Raw genomic sequence first — 23,604 nt, 5'->3', positions numbered from 1 at the left:
CCCTCATCTGTGTCCACCAGTTTCTCCGGCTTCTCCCGGCTCAGCGTTCTACAATCTCCAGCCAAATGCCGTTCTTGGACCGGACGGTCAGGTGGGCGGCGGGGATCGGTTCCCGCCCCGCCACGGTGCGAACGCGGAAATGGCGCAGGATCATCGACAGGATCAGCGCGCCCTCCACCATCGCGAACCCCGCCCCCGGGCAGACCCGCGGGCCGGCCGAAAACGGAATATAGGCGTCGCGTTGGCACTGCTTGCCGTTCGGTGTCTCCCACCGGGACGGATCGAAACCATCCGGGTTGTCCCACAGCCGCTCATGCCGGTGCAGGTGCCAGGGACTGAGCACCATCTGCGATCCCGTCGGGACGTCCCGGTTGCGAAAGCGCGCAGGACAGGCCGCCTCGCGCACCATCATCGGCACCGGCGGATAGAGCCGCAGCGCCTCACGAAAGACATCCCGGCTGCGTCGCAGCTTCGACACGGCCGCAAAACTGTCGTCCTCGAGCGCTATGGCCTCCTCCGACAAGACCTCCTGCCATTCGGGATACAGCGCCACGAGGTATAGCGCCCAGGCCAAGGCGGAGGCGCTGGTCTCATGCCCTGCCAGAAAGAAGATCGCCACCTGATCGACCATTTCCGCTGCAACAAACGCCCCCCCGGTCTCGGGATCCCGGGTTGTCATGATCTTGGTTGCAAGATCATCCGGCGCCTGTCCTGCGTGGATCGCATGCATCCGCTCGTCGGTGAGCTGCGCGATCAGCCCCCGAATGACCGCCGCGTTGCGCCGGGTGCCGCGACGAAAGAAGCGCGGCATCCAGCCTGGCAAGCGCACAAAGGCTGCAAGATTCAGGATCGGCTGGCTGCGCTGATAGTCGCGAAACCGGTGGAAGACCTCTGCGGCGACCTCGTGTTCGATGGGGATCGAAAAGAGCGTGCGAAAAATCACATCGGCCGCGACATGCGAAGCCTCGGCCTCGATCTCGACCTGCCCCTGCCGATTGCGCAGCCGTGCCACCATGGCCTCGGCAGCCGCGCGCATCGCCGGGTAGGTGTCCTTCAGCCTGCCACCCTCGAAGGCGGGGTCGATGATGCGGCGCTGACGTTTCCACTCCGCCCCGTTGGTCAGAAACACGGATTGACCCAACAGCGGTTTCAAGCCTTCCGCAATACGGTTCGATTTCGGAAAGTCCTCGGGGCTGTCCTTCAGCAGCCGTTTCACCAGTTCGGGTTCATTGACCAGGAAGCTGCGAAAGAAAGGCGTGCGAAACTCCGCCATCCACGCGCGATACAGGCGGGCCGGCTGCGCCGAAAGGATGTCCTGGCGAAACAGGCGCGCGTACCGCCAGAGCGACACGCGGTCCGCGCGGGCGGCGGGTTTGGGTGGCTGAGGCGCCGTCATCTGGCGGCCACAGAGGTGAACTTCGACACCGGCACCTCGATGCGCGAGCGAGAAGGTTTGCGGCCCTCGAAGCGCTCGGCCAGGGTCAGCGGCCCTGCCGTGATGCGGAAATAGTCGTAGTCACCGGGCTGATCGAAAGCACACAGGTACTGAAAATGCAGCCGAAAGAAACGCCAGCGCAGCTGTTTCCAACGCGCCGGGCTGAGCGTCTGGGTGAAGGCGGCAGAAATCACCAGTGGCCAGCGTTTCGCCTCAGGCGCGACACCGCTTACCGCGACCGGATCGCAGAGCGCAAAGGCGCAGCCATCGCCGGGCGCTGTGACATCGACCCACGTCAGCTCAGGTCGCTGCGACAGATATTGCAGATCGGCGCGCAGGCGCTGCGCGCGTGGCAGGAACGAAACCATCGGCACGACCTGCCCGAGGCTCAGGAACCCCAGGGCCGGGCCATCCTGCGGCCTCCCCGCCCGGAGCACGTCCGCCAGCACGGAGACCCCCACATGCGCGCCGGAGGAATGGCCGACCACCAGCACCTCATCCAGATCGGGGTCCTGCAGTGCGGCAGCGATCCGATCGCCGAACGCAGCCATTCTTTCTTCCATCTGCGGTGCAATCGCGCCCTTGTCGGCGGCAGAATGCGCATAGTCATGCATCAGGTAGTAGGCAAAGAACCTGCCGTCCTGCTTCTTGAACCAGCGTAGCAACACGTACCCTGCCGACAATCCAAGGCACCATCCCAACACCGCACTGGCGGTCCCATGCACCCCTACCGCCCCCGCCAGCGGCCCGATCGTTTGGGCGACGCCCCAAGCCAGCAAAAGCGCAAGCAGTGCCTGCAGCAACAGCATTCCAACAGGATAGAGCGCGGCGATCACCGGCCCCTTGCGCAGCCGCATCAGCCGCCGCAAGGCGCCCGTTGAGATATAGATCCAGGCCGTCTGCAAAAGTTGCCAGTACGTCCCGGGGATTGTCGCGGTCATGCTGTGGCGGACGATGTCCGACCAGACCAGAACCTCGACCTCGGCCGCGGTGACACGGCCATCGATCTCCGCCTGAACGTCCCAGCCGAAACCGCCGGGGCCGCTTTTCCCTTGCACCGCAAGGCGGTAGCCCGAGATCTTCGCCTGAGCGGCACCTTCCTTGCGGTAAAGCTCCCGGTAGCGACGCGGGTGAATAGGGTCATAGCCGGGAATGTAGAACACCCGCCGCCTGCGCACATGTTGCTGAAGGAAGCTGCCTTGATCCACGCCCTGCCCTGAACTCTTTTCGTTGCCCTAACTGCCTGCGCACCAGCCTAGCAGCGGTTTTCGGCAAGAGTAAGGCCCGCAGTGACCCGCGATGGCGCCGCGTCAGCCCAGAACTGCAAGTGCCGGGAACGTCTCCAGCAACCACCATGAAAAGGTGGTGAACAGGCCGGTGACCAGCATCACCCCGACAAACAGCAGCAGCCCGCCCATTGCCTTCTCGATAACACCCATGTGGCGCTTCATCCGGTTCATCAGCACCATCGAGCGGTTGAGGAATATCGCCGCCAGCAAGAACGGCACGCCAAGGCCTGCGGCATAAACGCCGAGCAAAATCGTGCCCCGGCTTACCGAAGCCTCGGAGGCAGCCAGCGACAGGATCGCCCCCAACTGCGGCCCAATGCAGGGGGTCCAGCCAAAGGCAAAGGCGAGCCCCAGGACGTAGGCCCCCAGTGCCGAACCGCCGGATTCGCCCGCCTCCATCCGCGCTTCGCGGTCCAGCAAGGGAATGCGGAAGACCGACAGGAAATGCAGGCCGAAGATGATCACGACAACACCAGAGACCTGGGCAAACAGTTCCTGGTTCTGCAGCACAAAGGCGCCGAAGGCCGAGGCCGTGAAGCCAAGCAGCAAGAACACCGTCGACAGGCCGAGGACAAAGAACAGCGCCGCAATGATCGCCTTGCGCCGGGCGGCCACGGTGCCCTGCATCTCGCCGATGGTCACGCCGCTCATGTAGGCCACATAGGGCGGCACGATCGGCAGCACGCAGGGCGACAGGAAACTGATCACGCCGCCCAGCAGCGCCACCAGCATGGCAGGGAGCAGCCCTGCGTCGATGATCTCGATTCCAAACATGCCCCGACTCTTATTCGAGCAATCGGCCAAGGTCACGCGACCGGTGGTCACATCCTTGTGGACAGCTTGAAACTTCCCGCTTATCTGGACCGCATGAGCGAGATCGAAGAAACCCTGGATGCCATCGGGCTGCTGTGCCCCCTGCCCGTGTTGAAAGCGCGCAAGCGGTTGAAATCCCTGCAGCCGGGTGCGGTTCTGCAAGTTCTGGCGGATGACCCGGCGGCGGTGGTCGACATGCCGCATTTCTGCCACGAGGCAGGGCATGAGTATCTTGGGCAAAAGGACGGCGGGACCCATCAGGTCTACCTGATCCGCAAAGGCGGCTAAAACCACCGCAAAGTCACAAAGTATGATTTGCGACCCGAGGTTCGAAGGCTTTGGGAACCAAACATCTGTGCGTCGACCAGAAGCGTCGCATCCGACGTCTGCGCCAAAACAATAGACCTCAACTATCGGCACAAAAAAGGCAGGCCCGCAGGCCTGCCTCTTTAACTCGACGTGGATCCGTCGACGGTCTAGCGATCAGCTTCCCATCGACCACCAGCCGCGGCGCTTGGGCTTTGGCGGGGTTGCCGGTTCGGCTTCCGCCCCCGCGCCTGCCAGTGCCGGTTCCGGCGCTTTTTCTTCCGCCTCAGGCTTGGCTTCAGGCTCGACGCTCTCAGCCTCAGTCGGAACACTGATGTCTTCTGCAGACGGCTGGAGCTCTTCTTCTGCCGCGGTCACCTCAACGGTTTCCTCGTCCGACGCAGCGGTCTCTACCTGCTCGGTCGCCTCAGGCTCAGCTGCCGTTTCTGCCTGCTCCGCCTCCGCGTCACCCGGCGTATCGCCGACCTCCGCGTCTGCACTGGCCTCTGCGGTTGGCGATGCCGTCGTCAGATCAGCGTCCTCGGCAGTTGCGGCCTCACCTTCCGAAGCCTCTGCAACTTCAGTCACCGGTGCCTCTTGTGCGACTTCCGCCTGCGAAGACGCATCGGCCTCTTCAGCCTGCTCGGACGGTGCGTCCGTAGCCGCCGCCTCGGTCTCAGCTTCGGTCGACTTCGGCTTGGACCTGCGCGACCGGGTCCGGGTGCGTGTCGGCTTTTTCTTTTCCTTCACCTCGTCGGCAGTCTCGCCTTCCGGGGCGGAGGTGTATTCAGCGGCCTGCGTCTCATCTGCAGCTTCCTCAGCGGAGCCCTCGGCCGTGTCGCCAGATTGATCCTGGCTTCCAGCGGCCTGATCGCCATTGCTCGCCTCACCGTTGCCGGACTTGCGGCGACGACGGCGACGACGCTTGCGCTTGGGCTTGTCTTCCTGCGCAGCCTCTTCCGACACCTCGGCCGCGGCTTCAACCACGTCTGCAGGTGCCTCCTCTTCCGCGCTGGAAGCCCCTTCGGCGTCGACCTGATCCATGATCGAGGTATCCACCGACACCACAGGTGCCGTTGCCGCCGGGACGGTGCGCGACGCGGTCTTGAACTTTTCAAGAACGAAGTCAGGGCTGACCAGATGCGGATCGCCTTCGATGCGCACGGACAGGCCGTAACGCGCCTCGATCTGGGCGATATGCTCGCGCTTCTGGTTCATCAGGAAGTTGGCGATGGACACCGGGCAGCGTACCAGCACCTCGCGGGAGCGGCGGCGGGTGCCCTCTTCCTCGATCTGGCGCAGGATCGACAGCGCCATGGAGTCGTCGGATCGGATCAGGCCGGTGCCGTGGCAATGCGGGCACGGCGCGGTGGTCGCCTCGATCATGCCGGGGCGCAGGCGCTGGCGCGACATTTCCATCAGGCCAAAGCCCGAAATCCTGCCTACCTGGATGCGGGCGCGGTCGGTCTTCAGCTTGTCCTTCATGCGCTTTTCGACGGCGGCGTTGTTCTTGCGCTCGTCCATGTCGATGAAGTCGATGACGATCAGACCCGCCAGGTCGCGCAGACGCAGCTGGCGCGCCACTTCTTCGGCAGCCTCCAGGTTGGTCTTGAGCGCGGTTTCCTCGATCGAGCCTTCCTTGGTGGCGCGACCGGAGTTCACGTCGATCGCCACCAGCGCTTCAGTCACGCCGATCACGATGTAGCCGCCGGACTTCAGTTGAACGGTCGGGTTGAACATGCCGGCCAAATAGCTCTCGACCTGATAGCGCGCGAACAGCGGCAGCGCTTCCTGGTAGTGCTTCACGTTCTTCGCGTGGGACGGCATGATCATCTTCATGAAGTCCTTGGCGATGCGGTAGCCGCGTTCGCCCTCGACCAGGACCTCATCGATCTCGCGATTGTAGAGGTCGCGGATCGAGCGTTTGATCAGATCACCCTCTTCATAGATCTTGGCGGGCGCGATGGACTTCAGGGTCAGCTCGCGGATCTGTTCCCAGAGCCGCTGCAGGTATTCATAGTCGCGCTTGATCTCGGCCTTGGTGCGTTTCGCCCCGGCCGTGCGAACGATCAGCCCCGCGCCGGTCGGCACGTCGAGCTCCGTCGCAATATCCTTGAGCTTCTTGCGGTCGGCCGCGTTGGTGATCTTGCGGGAAATGCCACCGCCGCGCGCGGTGTTGGGCATCAGCACGCAATACCGGCCTGCCAATGACAGGTAGGTGGTCAGCGCCGCGCCCTTGTTGCCGCGCTCTTCCTTCACGACCTGCACCAGCAGAACCTGGCGGACCTTGATCACTTCCTGAATCTTGTAGCGACGCGGACGCGGTTTGCGCGGCGGACGGATGTCTTCGCTGTCATCCTCGTCGGCAACGGATTCGATGCTGTCATCCTTGGTGACGGCATCGGCGCGCTGCCCTTCGGCGTCGTCTCCGACTTCTTCCGGGTCGACTACGTCGCCGATGACGTCATCGGCGGCAGGCGCAGCCTTGCCGCGCGACCTCGAGCGGCTACGCGACCGCCCCTTGGGCTTGGCCGCAACGGCCTCTTCGACCTGTGCGTCTTCAGCCGGTGTGTCTTCAGCCGGTGTGTCTTCAGCCTGAGCTTCTTCGCCCTCGGCCTCGTCAACCTGGGGCTCTTCGGCATCCGAAGCCGGGGCACTGTCAGACGCCGCCTTATCCTCGGCTTCGGCGACACTGGCATCGCCAGCCTCTTCGCCCGCCGGGGCGGATGCGTCGGAAGCCGCCTCGGCTTCGGCCGCGTCGGCGGTCTCCGCAGCGGGTGCGCTGTCCTCGCTCGGCGCGTCCACGCCGGTGTCCTCAGGCACCTCCGCCAGCTCCGCGGTCGACTCGTCAGCGGTTTCGGTGCTCTCGGTCAGGTCAATGGTTTCCATCCCGGCGATTTCAGCGCTGTCGCTGTCCGGGGTTTCCACGTCCTTCGTTTCCACCACATCGTCAGACGATGCATTGGCTGCCTTGGAGGCCGGTTTCGAGCGGCGGCTCCGCTTGGGCTTGGCGGGTTTGGTCTCTTCTTCCTCGTCGCGCGCGCGCATCGCCTCGGCATAGGCGCGCTCCTCTTCCATCAGCGCCTCGCGGTCGGCGACGGGGATCTGGTAGTAATCCGGGTGAATTTCGGAAAACGCCAGGAAACCGTGGCGATTGCCGCCATAGTCCACAAACGCCGCCTGCAGCGACGGTTCGACGCGCGTTACCTTGGCGAGGTAGATATTGCCAGCAAGCTGGCGCTTGTTCTCAGACTCAAAGTCGAATTCCTCAACCTTGTTTCCATCCACCACCACAACGCGGGTTTCTTCCGCGTGGGTGGCGTCGATCAGCATTTTCTTGGCCATTGGTCCTTGGTGCATCTACCCTGCGCGCCCGCAGGCCCCTGCTACCAGGTGGCCGCGCGCGTTTTGGGTGATGTCTTGTCAGGGCGATCTCGGACGGCGCGGTGCAGCAGGTGGTCCCGGAAACAATGCCCGGCCTTCCTGCCTCAGTGCTCTTCGCTCTCGCGCGCGTCATCGCGGTTCTTCTCCGGCAGGTGGGTCGTGCCCGGCCCTGCCACATTATCCCTTTGCCGGGTTTCCCGGCTTGGGCGTGAAACTGCCCTCTGCGTCAGAGGGCCAATCGGTCTGACAGTGGTGATCGCGGATTATGCCGGAGGACTACCAAAGTCAGCGAAACTCATCAGAACGGGGCGAACCTCGATGCGGTTCGCAGCCCGTTGGATCAGCATAAGGCCTGTGGATAGGTAATGACAATGGGCATTCGTCACCGGCAGTACTTAAAATGAAAACAGCCCATCCTTACCGGACAGGCTGTTAAAGTTTGCTCAATTTTCGGACCACTCGCCCGGCTACCCCTCCCGATTTGCGAAGCGAAGCAGCCGTGATGCCATCCGGGCGGCAGGCCTCGCGGCTCCCGCGACGCCTAGCCCAGGTAGTCCGACCGCTGCAGGCCGTATTTCGCCATCTTCTCGTTAAGCGTGCGCCGCGGCAGACAAAGCTCTTCCATCACGCTGGCGATAGAGCCCTTGTGACGGCGCATGGTGTTGTCGATCAACATCCGTTCGAACGCCTCGACATACTCCTTCAGAGGCTTGCCCTCGGTGGTCATCACCGGCTGCATCTCCTCGTGATCCGACATCAGAAGCGACGCGATGGTGCCCGAGCCCCGGCGCGATTGCAGAACCGCGCGTTCGGCAATGTTGATAAGCTGCCGGACGTTGCCCGGCCACGGGGCCTGCAACAGCTGTGCCGCCTCCTGGGCGCTCACCTGCGGCGCATCGCAGCCGTATTCATCTGCGAACTGCTCGGACAGGCGGGTAAACAGGGTGAGGATGTCCTCGCCCCGCTGCCGCAGCGGCGGCACGGTGATGCGCAGCGCTGCGAGGCGGTAGAACAGATCCGGGCGCAGGGCATCCTCGCAGGTCTTGCCAGCCTCCTGCAGGTTCGAGATCGCGATGATCCGGGTTTCCGCAGGCGTGCCCTGCTCGTTGATGACGCTCAGCAGGCGCGCCTGAAGGGTTTCCGACAGCGCTTCGATATCCTCCAGCACCAGGGTGCCCCCGCGGGCTTCTTCAATCGCGGGCAACATGCTGTCTTCCGGCTGCATGGGGCCAAACAGGCGTTTGGCCAAGGCATCTTCCTCCAGCGCAGCGCAGGAAATCAGCACGAATTTCTTGCCAGCGCGGCTGCCCACAGCGTGCAGGGCATGGGCCACCAGCGTCTTGCCGGTGCCGGTCTCGCCGTCGATCAGCACGTGGCCGTCGGCCTGGCCCAGATCCAGGATATCCTCGCGCAGACGCTCCATCACCGGGCTCTGGCCGATCAGCTTCTTCATGATCTGCCCGCCATCCGACAGCTCACGGCGCAGGGCACGGTTGTCCATGGTCAGCCGTCGCGCGCTGGTCGCACGTTTGGCCAGCTCCGACATGCGGTCGGGGTTAAAGGGTTTCTCGAGGAAATCGAACGCCCCGACCCGCATCGCTTCCACCGCCATCGGCACATCGCCGTGACCGGTGATCATGATTACCGGCAGCGCCGAGTCGCTGCCCATCAGCTTCTTCAGGAACTGCATGCCATCCATGCCAGGCATCTTGATGTCCGAGATCACGATACCGGGGTAATCGGGTCCCAGCACCTTCAGCGCCTCTTCGGCGCTGGAGAAGGTCTCGGTGTCGTATCCGGACAGCGCCAGCCATTGGCTGATCGACTGCCGCATATCCTGTTCATCATCGACGATCGCGATTTTCATAGCCTGTGCCATGCGCGTCCTCTCTCCATCTTTCTAGGCGCGGTCATTCCGCCGCCTCGATGCCGTCCACCAGGATCGGCAATTGCATCTCAAAAACCGCGCCGCCGTTCTGGCCGTTGCGGGCGGTCAGCCGTCCCCCGAGGTCGTTGACGATCCCCGAAGAGATGGCAAGTCCCAAACCAACCCCATCGCCGGGCTGCTTGGTGGTGTAAAAAGGCTCAAACAGGTTGTCGAAGTCCTTGATGCCCATCCCGTTGTCACGCACCGACAAGGTCGCGGTCTCGCCCGCGGCCAACAGGATCTCCACCTCCGGGTCGTCCACAGACTTGGTGGCGTCCAGGGCGTTTCGCAAGAGGTTGACCATTACCTGCTCCAGCCGCATCCGGTCCCCCATCACCATAACAGGTTCTTCCGGAAGAATGCGGGTGATCTTGACATGGCGCTGACGCAGCTGCGGCTCCATCATCGACAGGCTGGACGCCAGCGCATCCCCAAGATTTACAGGGCTGAACGTGTCTCCGCCCTTGCGCGCATAAGACTTCAGCTGACGGGTGATCGCGCCCATACGCTCAATCAAATCATCAATGCGCCCGAAGGAGGCCAGCGCTTCATCGGGGCGGTTGCGGCTCAGCAGCAACCGGGCACCGGCCAGATAGGTTTTCATCGCGGCAAGCGGTTGATTCAACTCGTGACTGACAGCGGCCGACATCTCGCCCAGGGCGGCCAGTTTCGAACTTTGAGCAAGGCTCTGTTCGGCCACTGCAAGGGTCTTTTGCATGCGTTCTCGCTCGGCAATTTCCCGCTGCAAGCGGGTGTTCAATACGCGAAGCTCTGCCGACTCGCGCTGGAACAGGGCCATCCGCAGCGCCGTCTTGCGGCTCAGGGCATAGAACGCCAGGGCCAGCAGAATGGCGAATCCCATGATTTCCAGCGCCAGCACCGCGTTCACCCGCTCCCGCACGGAGGAGTAGGTGGTGAAGGACGCCATCCGCCATCCCTGGAACGGCACGCGCGTCTCCAGGCGCATCACCGCTTCGCCCTGCAGATAGGCGTCGGGCGGCAGCGCGGTCCAATCGGTGGTTGCCCGGATCGCCCTCTGGATCGCGCCTTCCGGGGTTTGCAGCGTCAGCGCCTCCGCCTCCTTGAGCCCGCGCCAGCGCGCTTCGGTGGCAAGAATGATCGAGCCGGTGCTGTCGCTGACCAGAACCGCATCGGAGATACCCGCCCAGGCGCGCTCGAACTTTTGCAGATCGACCTCGACGACGATGGCCCCCAGCACCCCGGTGGCGTCGATCATGCGGCGTGAATAGGTGAAACGATAGCCGCCGACTTCGCGCGGGATAACGGAGAACACGGTGGATTTTGCCCGCACCGCATCGACGAAATAGGCAGCATTGCGGTGATTTTCGCCCAGCCGGTTGCGGTCGGTGGCCGCCACCGTGCGACCGTCACTGGCCAACAACATGATAGAGGCTGCGCCGATTTCGTCGACGAAGGAAATCAACCGCTGCGTCGACAGCGAAAAATCATTGGATTGCAACGCCGATATCAGTGTCTGATCCCGTGCCAACAGCTGCGGCACGATGGCATGCTGGCGCAGCTCGCTCAGCAAGTTGCCGGAATAGAGCGCCAACCGCAGTTCGGCGCGGTTGCGGGTGCTTTCGGTAAAGCGGTGTGTCAGCGCGCGGTTGGTCGTCCAGACGGTAACCGCCGCCGCGGCCATGAACACCAGCAGCGCAAGCCGCGCGCGCCACGAAATCGTGCGCGATCGGGCCTTGGATCTGGTCTGTTTCAAATCATTGCGCGGGGCGGACATAATCCATACCTATTGCGGCCGCCCCGCCTTCTCAAGTCACGCGGCAGCGACCATGCCCGCCAATGCGCGGAACATTGCTGCCCCGTCGGTGCCGCCATGGCCTTCGTCCGCGGCCCGCTCCGGGTGCGGCATCATGCCCAGAACTCGGCGGTTTTCCGACAGGATCCCCGCGATGTCCGCAACCGAACCGTTGGGGTTGTCTTCATAGGTGAAGGCCACACGATCCTGGTCCTGCAGTGTCTTGATGGTCGCCTCGTCGGCAAAGTAGTTGCCGTCGTGATGGGCGATCGGCACGCCGATAACATCGCCGGCGTTGTACCCTTCGGTAAAGACGCTGTCGGCGGTTGCGACCTTCAGATCCACGGTGCGGCAGATGTACTTCAGCCCGGCGTTGCGCAGCAGCGCGCCCGGCAGTACCCCGGTCTCGGTCAGGATCTGGAACCCGTTGCAGATACCGATGGCGTAACCGCCGCGCTCCGCGTGGTCGACCACGGCCTTGCAAATCGGCGATTGCGCGGCGATGGCGCCGCAGCGCAGGTAGTCCCCATAGGAGAACCCGCCCGGCACGCCGACGATGTCGACGCCTGCGGGCAACGCGCTGTCCTTGTGCCACACCATCGACACGTCGAAACCGGCCTGCTCGAACGCCACCGCCAGATCGCGGTCGCAGTTGGAGCCCGGAAAGACTACTACCGCCGCCTTCATCACTGCATCTCGATGCTGTAGGATTCGATCACGGTGTTGGCCAGCAGCTTCTCGCACATGGCAGTGACATCAGCCTCGGTGGCGCCCTCGGCCAGCTCCAGGTCGATCACCTTGCCCTGGCGCACGCCTTCAACCTTGTCAAAGCCCAAGGCTCCCAGCGCGTGGCGCACTGCCTCGCCCTGCGGATCCAGAACCCCGTTCTTCAGCATCACATGCACCCGTGCCTTCATCGCATCATCCCTCAGGTTTTCGATGGCGAAGCCCATGCGGACTTCATCTTTCCAGTAATAGTCAAAATCCCGCGGCGCGACCGGCGCAGCGGGATCTGTTTCGTTAGTTCACCAGCGTGGGCTTGCCCGGGGCCGGCGGGTTGTTGGGCATGACACCAAGGCGCCGCGCAACCTCCGAATAGGCATCGGTCAAGCTGCCGAGATCGCGCCGGAACACGTCCTTGTCCAGTTTCTGACCGGTCTTGATATCCCACAGGCGGCAGCTGTCGGGGCTGATCTCGTCCGCGACCACCAAGCGCTGGAAGTCACCGTCGTAGATACGACCGATCTCGATCTTGAAGTCGACCAGCCGGATACCGACCGCCAGGAAAACACCGGAGAGGAAGTCGTTGACGCGCAGCGCGAGGCTCAAAATGTCGTCCATGTCCTGCTGGCTGGCCCAGCCGAAGGCCGCGATATGCTCCTCGGTGACCAGCGGATCCCCCAAGGCGTCGTCCTTGTAGCAGTACTCCACGATCGGGCGCGGCAGTTGGGTGCCTTCGTCGATGCCCAGCCGCTTGGAGATGCTGCCCGCCGCGTAGTTGCGCACGATGACTTCCAGCGGCACGATCTCGCAGCTGCGCACCAGCTGCTCGCGCATATTCAACCGTTTCAGGAAGTGGGTCGGCACGCCGATCTGGGCCAGGCCCAGCATGAAAAACTCGCTCAGGATGTTGTTGAGAACCCCCTTGCCTTCGATCACGTCGTGTTTCTCGGCGTTGAAGGCCGTGGCATCATCCTTGAAATACTGCACGATCGTGCCCGGCTCGGGACCTTCATACAGTGTCTTGGCCTTGCCTTCGTAGATTTTCTTGCGACGCGCCATTGCAAACCTTTCGGGGTCAATGCCGGGAATCCGGCCCTGATATGTGCCGCCCTCATAAGCCAAGGGGGCCTTGGCCGCAAGCGCGCTGCATCGTCCTGCCCTTCCACGACTGCGGGAAACACGGAAGGACGGCGACGATGGTAGCCGCAACCGCGGCGCAACACGATATTCTTCTTGCCCTGCGCCCGTTTCAGGCTCCAATCTTATATATGTATATGTGTATACTTGGGTGAACTGGTAGATGAGGAACGGCCATGACGCTATTCGACGAACGTGAACAGGCCTTCGAAGCCAAATTTGTGCATGATGCAGACATGCGGTTTCGGATACAGGCCCGACGCGACAAGCTCCTCGGTCTCTGGGCGGCCGACCTGCTGGGAAAGACCGGGACGGAGGCGACCTCATATGCACAGTCCGTTGTATCCGCCGATCTGGAGGAAGCCGGCCACGAAGACGTCGTGCGCAAGCTGTCCGCAGATCTCGGCTCCCGCGTGAGCGAGGCGCAAATCCGCGCCAAGCTGCTGGAACTTCTGCCGCAAGCTCAGCTTGAGGTCATGCAGGAAGCCGACTGACGGAGACCCGGCCCATTCCCATGCGCGCGAGCGGGCATCCCCCCACCCGTTGCAACAGGCACGAGCCATATCGAAGAGCGCCGCCTGCCGGGCCCGCGGGACGGACGGCGTTCATAATGAAGATGAATAAAATGGAATTGCCCTTGCGGTCCCGTCGTGACACAGGGGCGGGATACCCTTTTACCGCCCGGCCCGCCGGGCCGGTTAACTGATACGGGAAGAGGCCAATGACCAATACTTTCACCAAGCTGCTGGAAACACACGACGTGCTGCTGGCGGATGGCGCGACTGGCACCAATCTGTTTGCCATGGGCCTGCAGTCCGGCGATGCACCCGAGCTGTGGAACGTGAGCGAGCCCAAGAAGATCATGGCGCTCTACCAGGGATCTGTCGACGCAGGCAGCGACCTGTTCCTGACCAACAGCTTTGGCGGCACCGCCGCGCGCCTGAAGCTGCACGATGCACAAAACCGCGTGCGCGAGTTGAACCGTGCGGCCGCGGAGCTGGGGCGCGAAGTCGCCGACAAGGCCGGTCGCCCGATTGCCGTGGCCGGCTCCGTCGGCCCCACCGGTGAAATCTTCGAGCCGGTGGGCGACATGTCCCATGCCGTCGCGGTCGAGATGTTCCACGAACAGGCCGATGCGCTCAAGGAAGGCGGCGTCGACGTCCTGTGGCTGGAGACGATTTCCGCGCCCGAGGAATTCCGCGCCGCGGCCGAGGCTTTCAAGTTGGCCGACATGCCCTGGTGCGGCACCATGAGCTTTGACACCGCCGGGCGTACCATGATGGGCGTGACCTCTGCCGATCTGGCCAAGCTGGTCGAGGAATTCGACAATGCCCCGCTGGCCTTTGGCGCAAACTGCGGCACCGGCGCATCCGACATCCTGCGCACCGTGCTTGGCTTTGCCGCCCAAGGCACCGAGCGCGCCGTTATTTCCAAGGGCAACGCCGGCATCCCCAAGTATGTCGATGGCCATATCCACTATGACGGCACGCCGGAACTGATGGGTGAATATGCCGTGATGGCCCGGGATTCAGGTGCCAAGATCATTGGCGGTTGCTGCGGCACCATGCCGGATCACCTGCGCGCCATGCGCGAAGCACTCGACACCCGGCCGCGCGGCGACCGCCCCGCGTTGGAAAAGATCGTCGAAGTGCTGGGACCGTTCACCTCCGAAAGCGACGGCACCGGAGACGACGACAACACCGGCGGCGAGCGCCGTTCCCGCCGCCGCCGTCGCGCCTGAGGCAGCGCGGCCCACAGAACAAGCGGCACTGCAAACTGCCTGCGGTGCCGCGTTTCTTTCCCGCAGCCCCTCCCCGCCTGCACCTTGCAATCCGGCTTGAGCGCGCTCAGCCGACTTTTGTGGCGGGACACCTAACGCAGGATCTGAAAGTCCTTCAGCTGCGGATCCGGCTCAACCTTTTCCGTTCGCACATCCGTGACCGAGGCCGCTCCCGGGCCACGCCCCATGCGTCTGACCATGTCCGCGACGCTGGCCGCTGGCCCGATCAGCAACGCCCGCACAGATCCATCCGGCTCATTGCGCACCCAACCCGTCAGCCCGTGGCGGAGCGCCTCCGCCCTGGCCCAGGCGCGGAAGGCCACGCCCTGCACGCGTCCGGTCACGCGCGCCTTTACTGCTACGGCAGACATAGCCCACCTTCCTTTCCACTAGTGACGCTGCATCATACCACGATCGGCCCGATTTTTCTGTTCCCGAAGCGTCAAAACAGCGCCAGTTGATCACCGGGCTGCGGCGGTCGGGAAAACAGGTCGCAGCGCAGCGGCGGCGTGCGCTCCTGCAGGCCGAGCCGCTTGCAGGCTGCCTTGAACCGCTGGCCAATCATTTCGGCATACCGCCCCTCGCCGCGCATGCGATGGCCCCAACGCGGATCGTAGTCGCGCCCGCCGTGCATTTCCCGCAACCGCGCCATGATCTTGGCCGCCCGACCCGGGACGTGTTCGGCCAGCCATTCCTGCCACAGCTCCGACACCTCGCGCGGCAGCCGCAGCATGATCCAGCTCGCCGCATCCGCGCCCGCCTCCGCACCGGCCGCCAGCAGCGCCTCCAGTTCATGGTCGGTCAGCCCCGGCACCACCGGCGAGGTCATGATCCGCACCGGCACACCCGCATCCGACAGACGCCGGATCGTTGCCAGCCGCCGGGCAGGCAGCGGCGCGCGCGGCTCCATCCGACGGGAGAGATCCGCATCCAGGGTCGTCACCGACACCCCCACCCGCACCAGCCCCAGGGCCGCCATGGGCGCAAGGATGTCGATGTCGCGTTCCACCAATGTGCCCTTGGTGACGATGGCCACGGGATGATTGAAATCGCGCAGCACCTCCAGGCAGGCGCGCATGATCCCCTGATCGCGTTCGCAGGGCTGGTAGGGATCCGTGTTGGTTCCGATGGCGAGCGTCGCGACCTTGTACTTCTGTGCCGACAATTCTCGCCGTAGCACCTCTGCCGCGTTGGGCCGCGCCACCAGGCGGGTTTCGAAATCCATTCCCGGCGACAACCCCAGGTAGGCATGGCTCGGGCGGGCAAAACAATAGATGCAGCCATGCTCGCACCCCCGATATGGGTTGATGGAGCGGTCAAACGGCAGGTCGGGCGAGCGGTTGTAGGAAATCAGGCTGCGCGCGGTCTCAAGCCTCAACTCGGTGGGAATCACCTCAGGCGCGTCGTCCCGCGACCAGCCGTCATCCACGTCCGCACGCCCCATATCGAACCGGCCTGCCGCATTACTGAGGCTGGCACGCGCTTTGCGGCGCATCGGAACGGTCACATCGATGTCTGTCATGGCCACAATATGCGCCATCAAATAGAACAAATAAAGAACAAATGAATGGAAACGAAGATTTCCATGCAAAATCCGAATTATCAAATCGTCATTTTTGCCTCTATACGTCGGTTCGGACTGTAGCAATGTCGCAAATAATGCAGTCGCATAGCGGCAATCTGTCACAAAAGTTCCAAAACTAGGCCAACACGGGGCGCAGCCCGTCAGCAAGGAATAGGCGCATGTCGGACGAAGAAGACATCATCCTCTCGGAACTCGATGACGAGGAGCTCGTTCAACAGATGTTTGACGACCTCTATGATGGTCTCAAAGAGGAAATCGAAGAAGGTGTGAACATCCTTCTCGAGCGCGGTTGGGCGCCTTACGACATCCTGACGAAGTCCCTGGTGGGTGGCATGACCATCGTCGGCGCCGACTTCCGCGACGGCATTCTGTTCGTCCCCGAGGTGCTGCTGGCCGCAAACGCGATGAAGGGCGGCATGGCCATCCTGAAGCCGCTGCTGGCCGAAACCGGTGCGCCGCGCGTCGGCTCCATGGTAATCGGTACCGTGAAGGGTGACATTCACGACATCGGCAAGAACCTGGTCTCCATGATGATGGAAGGTGCGGGCTTCGAAGTCGTCGATCTCGGCATTAACAACCCGGTCGAAAATTACCTGGAAGCCATTGCCGAGCACAAACCCGACATCCTGGGGATGTCCGCCCTCCTGACCACCACCATGCCCTACATGAAGGTGGTGATCGACACGATGGTGGAGCAGGGCCTGCGCGACGATTACATCGTGCTGGTCGGCGGTGCACCTCTGAACGAAGAGTTCGGCAAGGCCATCGGCGCGGACGGCTACTGCCGCGACGCCGCCGTTGCTGTGGAAATGGCCAAGGAACTGGTCGCCCGCAAGCACAACTCGATGAGCGCCTGATTTGGCACGCAAAGGACGCGCAGCCCGCTTGACCGAGCGGGCTGCCTTCCGCCCGCCGACCGGGCGAACACTTGAGGAAAGCTCCCTCACCGAACAGGGTCTGGCTGCCCCTGAGAAAAAGACTGGCCGCATCCTGCTGATCGCCTGCGGCGCGCTTGCGCGTGAAATCCTTGATATCAAGGATAAAAACGGGCTCGATCACATCGACCTCACCTGCCTGCCTGCCAAGCTGCACCTTTTCCCGGAGCAGATCACCGACGCCATCGAAGGCGCGGTGGCCAAGCATTCAGCGGTCTATGACAAGATCTACGTGGTATACGCCGACTGCGGCACCGGCGGCGCGCTGGAGCGCAAATGCGCCGAGCTGGGCGTCGAAATGGTGGCGGGCCCGCACTGCTATTCCTTCTTCGAGGGCAACGACACCTTTGCCCGACACGCCGAAGAGGGCGAAATCACCGCCTTCTACCTGACCGACTTCCTGGTCAAGCAGTTCGACGCCTTCGTCTGGCGCCCGATGGGCCTCGACAAGAACCCGGAGCTGCGGGACATGGTGTTCGGCAACTACACCAAGCTGGTCTATCAGTCGCAGACCAGCGATCCTGCGCTGGTGGAGAAAGCCCGCCACTGCGCCGAACGCATGGGGCTGGCATTCGAACACCGCCACACCGGCTACGGTGACCTGGAAGCCGCCATAACCCGCTGGGCCGAATAGCCGCCCGCATCTTTCCTGAAGTTCACCGCCAAGCACGAGGGGGTACCCCCCCTCGCCCGGCCTCCTCAGGCCTGCGCCATCGCGGTTTCCCGGATCCGCTCGATCATCGCGCGCAGTCCGTTCGAGCGCTGCGCGGACAGATGGTCGTTCAGCCCCAACCGCCCCAGCTCCGCCTTCGCGTCCACCTGGGGAACCTCGGCGACGGGCAACCCATTGTAGAGACTGCGCAGCACCGCGATCAGTCCCCGCACGATCATCGCGTCACTGTCGCCATCAAAGCGGAAGCGGCCACCCTCGACAACCGCATGCAACCAGACCTGGCTTGCGCAGCCATCGACCTTGGTCGCCGGGACCTTCAGCGCATCCTCCAGCGGCTCCATCGCTTTGCCCAGATCGATCACATGGCGATAACGGTCCTCCCAGTCCTCCATGAACTCGAAGTCTTCCACGATCTCTTCAAAGGCGGCTGCGGCCATTGTCGGTCCATCCTCAGTTGCGGCATTTATCGGGACTGTTCAGCACCTAAGCCCCTGCCCCGGCCTTTTCAACCGCTTTTCAAGCTGCACCCAATCGGGTACTTCCTAACAAACACATTTTGAGTAGGGCGGGACAGATGCAAAAACCCTTGGTTTTGACCTTGGCCGGTGCGCTGGTACTGGCGGGGTGCGGCTGGAAGGAGTCGCGGATCAATCCGGTCAACTGGTTCGGCAGATCGGAACCGGTTGAAGTGGTTGCAGCCGAGGGGACCAACCCGCTGATCCCCGAAGAAAGCCGCAAACGCGGCGTGTTCTCACGGCCCGAAGCGGTGGATCGCAGTGTGCTGGCAAATCAGATCACCGACCTGCAGATCGAGCCCACCCCCACCGGCGCCATCATTCGCGCCACCGCGGTCACCAGCCGACAGGGCGCTTATGACGTCGAGCTGCGCCGCGCAGGTGAAGCGACAGACGGTGTGCTCACTCTGGAATTTCGGGTGACATTCCCGCAGGGGCCGACCCCCGTCGGTCCAGCCGCCACCCGCACGGTTCATGCCGCCCGCAGCCTGTCTTCGCAGGAACTGGCAGCCATTCGCATCGTCAGGGTGAATGGCGCGACGAACGCGCGCGAAAGCCGCCGCCGCTGATGAAAAAACGGCGCCCTGACAACAGGGCGCCGTTTTCCTATTAAGTTTCCGCGTTTTACCTCGACGTGCAGGTCTGCACGCCCGCAGGATATTACAGCTCGACCACCTGCACGGCCTGCCCCTTTGCAGCCAGCGCAATTTGGCCCTCGCACAGCCGCAAGGCATCCTCTCCGAACACCTCACGGCGCCAGCCGCGAAGCGCCCGCACGTCCCGTTGACCGGCAGCGATCGCGTCCAGATCGGTGCTGGGGGCAATCAACTTGGCAGCGACGCCCTCGGCCTCGGTCTTGGCCTTCAGAAGGACCCGCAGAAGGTCGGCCAGCGCCGGGTTCACCTGCATCTTTTCCTTGCTGCGATCAGGCTTCGGATGGTCTTCCGGCGGGCAAGCCACACCCTTGGCGACCGCCGCGAGGATGCCCTCGGCAATCGCGCCCTTGCGGGCTTCACGCAACAGCAGACGGGAGCCGCCAAGCTCGGCCGGGGTGCGCGGCTTGGTCGAGGCCAGCTCCACCAGCGCATCATCCTTGAAGACCCGGTTGCGCGGTACGTTGTTGCTCTGGGCGTATTCCTCGCGGAACGCCGCAAGTTCCCGCACGACCGCCAGGAACTTGCCCGACGTCGTTCTGGTCTTGACCCGCTTCCAGGCTTCCCTGGGCTGGATATCATAGGTCGCAGGGTCGGTCAGAACCTGCAATTCCTCGGCCACCCAATGGGACCGGCCACTCTTTTTCAGCTCGGCTGCAAGGAATTCGTAGATCTTGCGCAGATGGGTCACATCCGCCAGCGCATAGGTCTTTTGCGCCTCACTCAGAGGGCGGCGTGACCAGTCGGTGAAGCGCGAGGTCTTGTCCAACCCCTGCTTGACGATCTTGCGAACCAGGGTCTCGTAGCCTGCTTGCTCGCCAAAGCCGCAGACCATCGCAGCCACCTGGGTGTCGAACAAGGGCTTGGGAAAGACCCCCGCATCGACCCAGAAAATTTCCAGATCCTGCCGGGCCGCGTGAAACACCTTGACCACATTTTCATCTCGGAAGAGATCGTACAGAGGCTCCAGCGAAATCCCCTCCGCCAGAGGGTCCACCAGCACGGCGTCGTTCTCGCCGTCGCCAGAATAGGCCAGCTGGATCAGACACAGCTTGGAGTAATAGGTGCGTTCACGTAGAAACTCAGTATCCACAGTGACATAGGGGTGCTGGGCGGCGTCTTTGCAGAACGCCTGCAATTCTTCGGTTGTGGTCAGAGTTTTCATCAATAACGACTTTTCAATCTCATCTGGGTCGGCATGTGATACGCGCTTGGCCACGGCAATGCAATCAACCCGGCCAATCGCCGCTCAGCCCAGCAGAACCGGCGTTCTGTCACCCGCCGCGTAACGCCGCAGCACCGCGGGATACAGAAGATGTTCCTGCACCAATACACGCGCAGCGAGCGTGTCCGGGGTGTCATCCGATTGCACTGGCACCCTTGCCTGACCGAGGATCGGGCCGTCATCCAGACGCGGTGTGACCTCGTGGACAGTGCAGCCATGCTCGGCGTCACCCGCCTCCAGCGCCCGGGCGTGCGTGTGCAGTCCCTTGTACTTCGGCAGCAACGAGGGATGGATGTTCAGCATCCGCCCTTCGAACTGGGAGACAAAGCCAGCCGTCAAGACCCGCATGAAGCCGGCCAGGCAGACAATGTCGGCTTCCGCCGCCAGGATCGGCTTTACCAGCTCCGCCTCGAATGCCTCGCGATCGCCCTTGAACGGCCGGTGATCCACCACCGCCGTCTTGACCCCTGCGGCGGCGGCCTTGGCCAGCCCGCCCGCATCGGCGTTGTTGGCCAACACCAGGCACGGGCGCGCGGCGTGGTCCCCGGTCATACTTTCCAGCAGCGACACCATGTTGGAGCCGCCGCCGGAAATCAGGATGGCAACCCGCTTGTGGCTCACAGCAGCTTGCCCGCGTAGCGCATGCCCGCGCCCTTGGTGACGGTGCCGAGGCGCACGACATTCTCGCCCTCGTCTTCCAGCACCTTGACCAGCGCATCCGCACGGTCGGCAGAGACCGACAGGATCATGCCGATGCCGCAGTTAAAGGTTTTCAGCATCTCGGCCTCGGCAATACCGCCGGTTTCGGCCATCCATTTGAACACGGGCGGCAGTTCCCACGCGTTCAGATCGATGTCGGCGCCCAGATCCTCGGGCAGCACACGCGGCAGGTTCTCGGTCAGACCGCCGCCCGTGATATGGGCCAGCGCATGCACGCCCCCTGCCCGCACCGCGGCCAGACACTGTTTGACGTACAGGCGCGTCGGCGTCAGCAGCGCCTCGCCCAGCGTGCCCTCGCCAAACGGGCAGTCTGCGTCCCAGCCAAGCCCCGAAACCTCGACCAGCTTACGCACCAGCGAATAGCCGTTGGAGTGTACACCGTCCGAGGCCAGCCCCAGAAGCATATCGCCCTCCGCCACGCCCTCGGGCAGAGCGGTGCCGCGCTCCATCGCGCCCACGGCAAAGCCCGCGAGGTCAAAATCACCTTCCGGGTACATGCCGGGCATTTCAGCCGTCTCGCCGCCGATCAGCGCGCAGCCAGAGCGCACGCAGCCCTCCGCGATGCCTTCGATGATGCGGGCGGCAGTTTCCGTTTCCAGTTTGCCGGTCGCAAAATAGTCGAGGAAGAACAGCGGCTCGGCCCCCTGGCAGACCAGATCATTCACACACATGGCGACCAGGTCGATACCGACGCCATCAACGTGGCCGGTGTCGATGGCAATGCGCAGCTTGGTCCCGACGCCGTCGGTGGCGCCCACGAGAATCGGATCTCTGTAACCTGCGCCCTTCAGATCGAACAGCGCGCCGAACCCACCCAGCCCGCTGGCCACGCCCGGGCGGTTGGTGCGCTTGGCAGCCGGTTTGATCCGGTCGACCAAAGCGTTGCCTGCATCAATGTCCACACCTGCGTCCGCATAGGTCAGGCCGTTCTTGCCGCTGGTCATCATCTGGCTCCTTCAACTGGGTTGCGCAGCCTTTAACGCAAGGCGCGACAGAAGGGAACAAGGGATTGTGCCACCCCCGCAAGGGTCGCATCAGGCCGGGGATGACGCCCTCCCAAGTGACCTAAAAGCCAAAGCGACACCGTCGGTGGTTGACAGGCTTTCCCATGGCACTCCACGCCCCCCCCACAGCGCAAGTCACTTTGTTTCGGTGCCACACCATGCCGACAGTCAGGCCAGCGTCAGCCAGCGGCGGCCTGCCCGCGCTCAATCACCGCTTGACCTCCCGCGCGGCATTCCCTAACCAGCAAGCGTGGCGGGCCTGTAGCTCAACGGTTAGAGCAGAGCGCTCATAACGCTTTGGTTGCAGGTTCGAATCCTGCCGGGCCTACCATTCCACTAAAACCAATTCACCTGGCCGCCGTCTCCGAAGCCTCGGCCTACGAGGGCCGAGACAGCCCGCATCAGCGCGCGATCACGATATCCGCCTGCAGCCCACCAAGTTCGGCACTTTCGCCCAGTCGCAAGGTACCGCCATGCGCACGCGCCGTATCTGCGACGATGGCCAGTCCCAGGCCAACACCGGACCCACGATCCTGATTGCGCGCCGGATCAAGACGCGTGAAAGGTCGCACCGCATCGCCTCGTTGCTCTGCCGGGATGCCGGGACCGTCATCTTCAACCCTGATGCGCATCGAGCGCTCCGTCAGCGTCAGGGAGACCTTTGCCTGTGAGCCGTACCGCACGGCATTGGAGATCAGGTTTTCCACCGCCCGGCGCATCGGCTGCCGCCGGAGCGTGACTTCCCCACCGCCGGACACCTGCGCCAGCACCACCGGTTTCTCCTGCCGTTGCCAGCCAGCCACGATCTCGGCCACGAAGGCTTCGGGATCCAGCTTCTCCGGCTCGCTGACAGCCGCGCCCCGGGTGAAATCCAGAAACGCATCCAGCAGCGCCTGCATTTCCTCGACGTCGCGCAGCATCGGTGCGGCGTCTTCCGGGTCCAGCAACGCCAATTCCAGCTTCATCCGCGTCAGCGGCGTGCGCAGATCGTGGCTGACCCCAGACAGCATCAGCGTGCGCTGTTCGATCTGGCGTTCGATGCGTGCCCGCATATCCAGGAACGCACTGCCCGCCGCGCGGACTTCCAATGCTCCGGCCGGTGAATACGGGACGACGCGCCCGCGACCAAAAGCCTCTGCCGCGTTGGCCAGGCGTTTGATCGGGCGCAATTGATTCCGCATGTAAAGGAATGAAATCAACATCATGACCAGGCCGAACAGCAACATTGTGACAATCAGCTGGTGTGGCGCTGCGGCTGTCAGGCGACGCCGGTCAAGCACCAGCTCTGCCGGACCATGAACGGTGTCGAAATAAACCCGCACGCGGTGTTCGGGGAGGAACTGTATCGCCAGGAAGGCGGGGAACGCCTTGCTCATCTCCTCTCGTACCACCCGGCCGGAAAACTCCGTCAGCCCGAATACGTCCTCGGGCGGCGCCGCACCGGGGGACAGAAACTGCAGCTGCATGTTCAGGGGATGCAGAATGCCCGAGGCCTGCGCCAAAGCAGCCGTACGGTCCGGCGCGGTGTTGAGGACCTGCTGAACCAGCCGCATTTCGCGCAGGATCGTAGCCGTCATCTGCACCGTGACATCTTCGAGATCGCGCTTGATGAACACGACCGATACCACGATTTGCAACGCCACCACCGGCACCACCAGAATCAGCGCGGCACGCGCATAGAGGCTGCGGGGCACGTATCGTTTGAGCCATTGGAAAATCATGGGCA

The 23,604-nt window shown here is 63.3% G+C and carries 22 protein-coding genes and 1 tRNA gene; 7 read left to right on the top strand and 16 right to left on the bottom strand.

Going from position 1 to position 23,604, the window contains the following annotated elements; genetic code table 11:
- Positions 1-40 precede the first annotated feature (40 nt).
- The 3 genes from AB9K35_RS05490 to AB9K35_RS05480 form a co-directional block, all read right to left on the bottom strand.
- Entirely contained in the window at positions 41-1,396 is a 1,356-nt protein-coding gene (locus AB9K35_RS05490; RefSeq protein WP_369924830.1) for a cytochrome P450, read from the bottom strand.
- On the bottom strand, positions 1,393-2,643 hold the full coding sequence (locus AB9K35_RS05485; protein ID WP_369924829.1) for a hypothetical protein: 1,251 nt from the start codon (positions 2,641-2,643) through the stop codon (positions 1,393-1,395). The genes AB9K35_RS05490 and AB9K35_RS05485 overlap by 4 nt, the downstream gene beginning before the upstream one ends.
- A gap of 102 nt (positions 2,644-2,745) precedes the next feature.
- Complete coding sequence (locus tag AB9K35_RS05480; protein WP_369924828.1) at positions 2,746-3,498, bottom strand: cytochrome c biogenesis CcdA family protein; 753 nt, start codon at positions 3,496-3,498, stop codon at positions 2,746-2,748.
- 93 nt (positions 3,499-3,591) lie between these two features.
- Here AB9K35_RS05480 and AB9K35_RS05475 point away from each other — a divergent pair, with 93 nt between their 5' ends.
- Positions 3,592-3,825 (top strand): sulfurtransferase TusA family protein, encoded by a 234-nt coding sequence (locus AB9K35_RS05475; protein WP_222453369.1) that lies wholly within the window; start codon positions 3,592-3,594, stop codon positions 3,823-3,825.
- 195 nt (positions 3,826-4,020) lie between these two features.
- On the opposite strand, the gene AB9K35_RS05470 is transcribed toward AB9K35_RS05475, so the two are convergent.
- The 6 genes from AB9K35_RS05470 to purC form a co-directional block, all read right to left on the bottom strand.
- Positions 4,021-7,188, bottom strand: coding sequence for an Rne/Rng family ribonuclease (locus AB9K35_RS05470; protein WP_369924827.1), 3,168 nt, complete (start codon positions 7,186-7,188; stop codon positions 4,021-4,023).
- Positions 7,189-7,768: 580 nt separating this feature from the next.
- A complete protein-coding gene (locus AB9K35_RS05465) occupies positions 7,769-9,106 on the bottom strand; it encodes a sigma-54 dependent transcriptional regulator (RefSeq protein ID WP_222453371.1) in 1,338 nt (445 codons plus the stop codon).
- Between the two features lie 31 nt (positions 9,107-9,137).
- Entirely contained in the window at positions 9,138-10,910 is a 1,773-nt protein-coding gene (locus tag AB9K35_RS05460; RefSeq protein ID WP_369924826.1) for an ATP-binding protein, read from the bottom strand.
- Positions 10,911-10,946: 36 nt separating this feature from the next.
- Entirely contained in the window at positions 10,947-11,615 is a 669-nt protein-coding gene (gene purQ / locus AB9K35_RS05455) for a phosphoribosylformylglycinamidine synthase subunit PurQ (RefSeq protein WP_369924825.1), read from the bottom strand.
- Positions 11,615-11,845 carry a phosphoribosylformylglycinamidine synthase subunit PurS gene (purS, locus tag AB9K35_RS05450; protein ID WP_222453626.1) on the bottom strand — a complete coding sequence of 77 codons (231 nt, stop codon included), beginning with the start codon at positions 11,843-11,845 and terminating at the stop codon, positions 11,615-11,617. The genes purQ and purS overlap by 1 nt, the downstream gene beginning before the upstream one ends.
- A gap of 103 nt (positions 11,846-11,948) precedes the next feature.
- On the bottom strand, positions 11,949-12,710 hold the full coding sequence (purC, locus tag AB9K35_RS05445) for a phosphoribosylaminoimidazolesuccinocarboxamide synthase (RefSeq protein ID WP_222453374.1): 762 nt from the start codon (positions 12,708-12,710) through the stop codon (positions 11,949-11,951).
- A 254-nt stretch (positions 12,711-12,964) separates the two neighbouring features.
- Here purC and AB9K35_RS05440 point away from each other — a divergent pair, with 254 nt between their 5' ends.
- Both AB9K35_RS05440 and bmt read left to right on the top strand, forming a co-directional pair.
- Entirely contained in the window at positions 12,965-13,282 is a 318-nt protein-coding gene (locus AB9K35_RS05440; RefSeq protein WP_369924824.1) for a DUF1476 domain-containing protein, read from the top strand.
- A 227-nt stretch (positions 13,283-13,509) separates the two neighbouring features.
- A complete protein-coding gene (gene bmt, locus AB9K35_RS05435; RefSeq protein ID WP_369924823.1) occupies positions 13,510-14,529 on the top strand; it encodes a betaine--homocysteine S-methyltransferase in 1,020 nt (339 codons plus the stop codon).
- A 131-nt stretch (positions 14,530-14,660) separates the two neighbouring features.
- Here bmt and AB9K35_RS05430 read toward each other — a convergent pair whose 3' ends face one another.
- Positions 14,661-14,939: an acylphosphatase gene (locus AB9K35_RS05430; protein WP_369924822.1), complete on the bottom strand. Its 279-nt coding sequence runs from the start codon at positions 14,937-14,939 to the stop codon at positions 14,661-14,663.
- A 71-nt stretch (positions 14,940-15,010) separates the two neighbouring features.
- Positions 15,011-16,090, bottom strand: a complete 1,080-nt coding sequence (locus AB9K35_RS05425) for a PA0069 family radical SAM protein (RefSeq protein WP_369924821.1) — start codon at positions 16,088-16,090, stop codon at positions 15,011-15,013.
- A 221-nt stretch (positions 16,091-16,311) separates the two neighbouring features.
- On the opposite strand from AB9K35_RS05425, the gene AB9K35_RS05420 reads away from it, so the two are divergent.
- Together AB9K35_RS05420 and AB9K35_RS05415 are read left to right on the top strand one after the other, a co-directional pair.
- Positions 16,312-17,010, top strand: coding sequence for a corrinoid protein (locus AB9K35_RS05420; protein WP_369924820.1), 699 nt, complete (start codon positions 16,312-16,314; stop codon positions 17,008-17,010).
- Between the two features lies 1 nt (position 17,011).
- Complete coding sequence (locus AB9K35_RS05415; protein ID WP_369924819.1) at positions 17,012-17,722, top strand: DUF1638 domain-containing protein; 711 nt, start codon at positions 17,012-17,014, stop codon at positions 17,720-17,722.
- Between the two features lie 65 nt (positions 17,723-17,787).
- Here the strand turns inward: AB9K35_RS05415 and AB9K35_RS05410 are convergent, their stop codons facing one another.
- Positions 17,788-18,198 (bottom strand): SufE family protein, encoded by a 411-nt coding sequence (locus tag AB9K35_RS05410; protein WP_222453381.1) that lies wholly within the window; start codon positions 18,196-18,198, stop codon positions 17,788-17,790.
- Positions 18,199-18,335: 137 nt separating this feature from the next.
- On the opposite strand from AB9K35_RS05410, the gene AB9K35_RS05405 reads away from it, so the two are divergent.
- Positions 18,336-18,845 carry a hypothetical protein gene (locus AB9K35_RS05405; RefSeq protein WP_369924818.1) on the top strand — a complete coding sequence of 170 codons (510 nt, stop codon included), beginning with the start codon at positions 18,336-18,338 and terminating at the stop codon, positions 18,843-18,845.
- 91 nt (positions 18,846-18,936) lie between these two features.
- Here the strand turns inward: AB9K35_RS05405 and rnd are convergent, their stop codons facing one another.
- The 3 genes from rnd to purM form a co-directional block, all read right to left on the bottom strand.
- Positions 18,937-20,094, bottom strand: a complete 1,158-nt coding sequence (rnd, locus tag AB9K35_RS05400) for a ribonuclease D (RefSeq protein WP_369924817.1) — start codon at positions 20,092-20,094, stop codon at positions 18,937-18,939.
- A gap of 84 nt (positions 20,095-20,178) precedes the next feature.
- On the bottom strand, positions 20,179-20,775 hold the full coding sequence (gene purN / locus AB9K35_RS05395) for a phosphoribosylglycinamide formyltransferase (protein ID WP_222453384.1): 597 nt from the start codon (positions 20,773-20,775) through the stop codon (positions 20,179-20,181).
- Positions 20,772-21,818 carry a phosphoribosylformylglycinamidine cyclo-ligase gene (purM, locus tag AB9K35_RS05390; RefSeq protein WP_369924816.1) on the bottom strand — a complete coding sequence of 349 codons (1,047 nt, stop codon included), beginning with the start codon at positions 21,816-21,818 and terminating at the stop codon, positions 20,772-20,774. Before purM ends, purN begins: the two co-directional genes overlap by 4 nt.
- A 315-nt stretch (positions 21,819-22,133) precedes the next feature.
- Here purM and AB9K35_RS05385 point away from each other — a divergent pair.
- Positions 22,134-22,209: transfer RNA gene (locus AB9K35_RS05385), tRNA-Ile, on the top strand.
- A gap of 70 nt (positions 22,210-22,279) precedes the next feature.
- On the opposite strand, the gene AB9K35_RS05380 is transcribed toward AB9K35_RS05385, so the two are convergent.
- Positions 22,280-23,599: an ATP-binding protein gene (locus tag AB9K35_RS05380; RefSeq protein WP_369924815.1), complete on the bottom strand. Its 1,320-nt coding sequence runs from the start codon at positions 23,597-23,599 to the stop codon at positions 22,280-22,282.
- Between the last annotated feature and the right edge of the window lie 5 nt (positions 23,600-23,604).

This window comes from Leisingera sp. XS_AS12 (assembly GCF_041224635.1).
Taxonomy (GTDB): domain Bacteria; phylum Pseudomonadota; class Alphaproteobacteria; order Rhodobacterales; family Rhodobacteraceae; genus Leisingera.
This window is presented reverse-complemented; position numbering and strand designations above follow the sequence as displayed.

Coding starts and splice junctions, on each gene's coding strand:
- AB9K35_RS05490 (WP_369924830.1), bottom strand. CDS start 1,396: ATGACGGCGCCTCAGCCACCCAAACCCGCCGCCCGCGCGGACCGCGTG.
- AB9K35_RS05480 (WP_369924828.1), bottom strand. CDS start 3,498: ATGTTTGGAATCGAGATCATCGACGCAGGGCTGCTCCCTGCCATGCTG.
- AB9K35_RS05475 (WP_222453369.1), top strand. CDS start 3,592: ATGAGCGAGATCGAAGAAACCCTGGATGCCATCGGGCTGCTGTGCCCC.
- AB9K35_RS05470 (WP_369924827.1), bottom strand. CDS start 7,188: ATGGCCAAGAAAATGCTGATCGACGCCACCCACGCGGAAGAAACCCGC.
- AB9K35_RS05465 (WP_222453371.1), bottom strand. CDS start 9,106: ATGGCACAGGCTATGAAAATCGCGATCGTCGATGATGAACAGGATATG.
- AB9K35_RS05460 (WP_369924826.1), bottom strand. CDS start 10,910: ATGTCCGCCCCGCGCAATGATTTGAAACAGACCAGATCCAAGGCCCGA.
- purQ (WP_369924825.1), bottom strand. CDS start 11,615: ATGAAGGCGGCGGTAGTAGTCTTTCCGGGCTCCAACTGCGACCGCGAT.
- purS (WP_222453626.1), bottom strand. CDS start 11,845: ATGAAGGCACGGGTGCATGTGATGCTGAAGAACGGGGTTCTGGATCCG.
- purC (WP_222453374.1), bottom strand. CDS start 12,710: ATGGCGCGTCGCAAGAAAATCTACGAAGGCAAGGCCAAGACACTGTAT.
- AB9K35_RS05440 (WP_369924824.1), top strand. CDS start 12,965: ATGACGCTATTCGACGAACGTGAACAGGCCTTCGAAGCCAAATTTGTG.
- bmt (WP_369924823.1), top strand. CDS start 13,510: ATGACCAATACTTTCACCAAGCTGCTGGAAACACACGACGTGCTGCTG.
- AB9K35_RS05430 (WP_369924822.1), bottom strand. CDS start 14,939: ATGTCTGCCGTAGCAGTAAAGGCGCGCGTGACCGGACGCGTGCAGGGC.
- AB9K35_RS05425 (WP_369924821.1), bottom strand. CDS start 16,090: ATGACAGACATCGATGTGACCGTTCCGATGCGCCGCAAAGCGCGTGCC.
- AB9K35_RS05420 (WP_369924820.1), top strand. CDS start 16,312: ATGTCGGACGAAGAAGACATCATCCTCTCGGAACTCGATGACGAGGAG.
- AB9K35_RS05410 (WP_222453381.1), bottom strand. CDS start 18,198: ATGGCCGCAGCCGCCTTTGAAGAGATCGTGGAAGACTTCGAGTTCATG.
- AB9K35_RS05405 (WP_369924818.1), top strand. CDS start 18,336: ATGCAAAAACCCTTGGTTTTGACCTTGGCCGGTGCGCTGGTACTGGCG.
- rnd (WP_369924817.1), bottom strand. CDS start 20,094: ATGAAAACTCTGACCACAACCGAAGAATTGCAGGCGTTCTGCAAAGAC.
- purM (WP_369924816.1), bottom strand. CDS start 21,818: ATGACCAGCGGCAAGAACGGCCTGACCTATGCGGACGCAGGTGTGGAC.
- AB9K35_RS05380 (WP_369924815.1), bottom strand. CDS start 23,599: ATGATTTTCCAATGGCTCAAACGATACGTGCCCCGCAGCCTCTATGCG.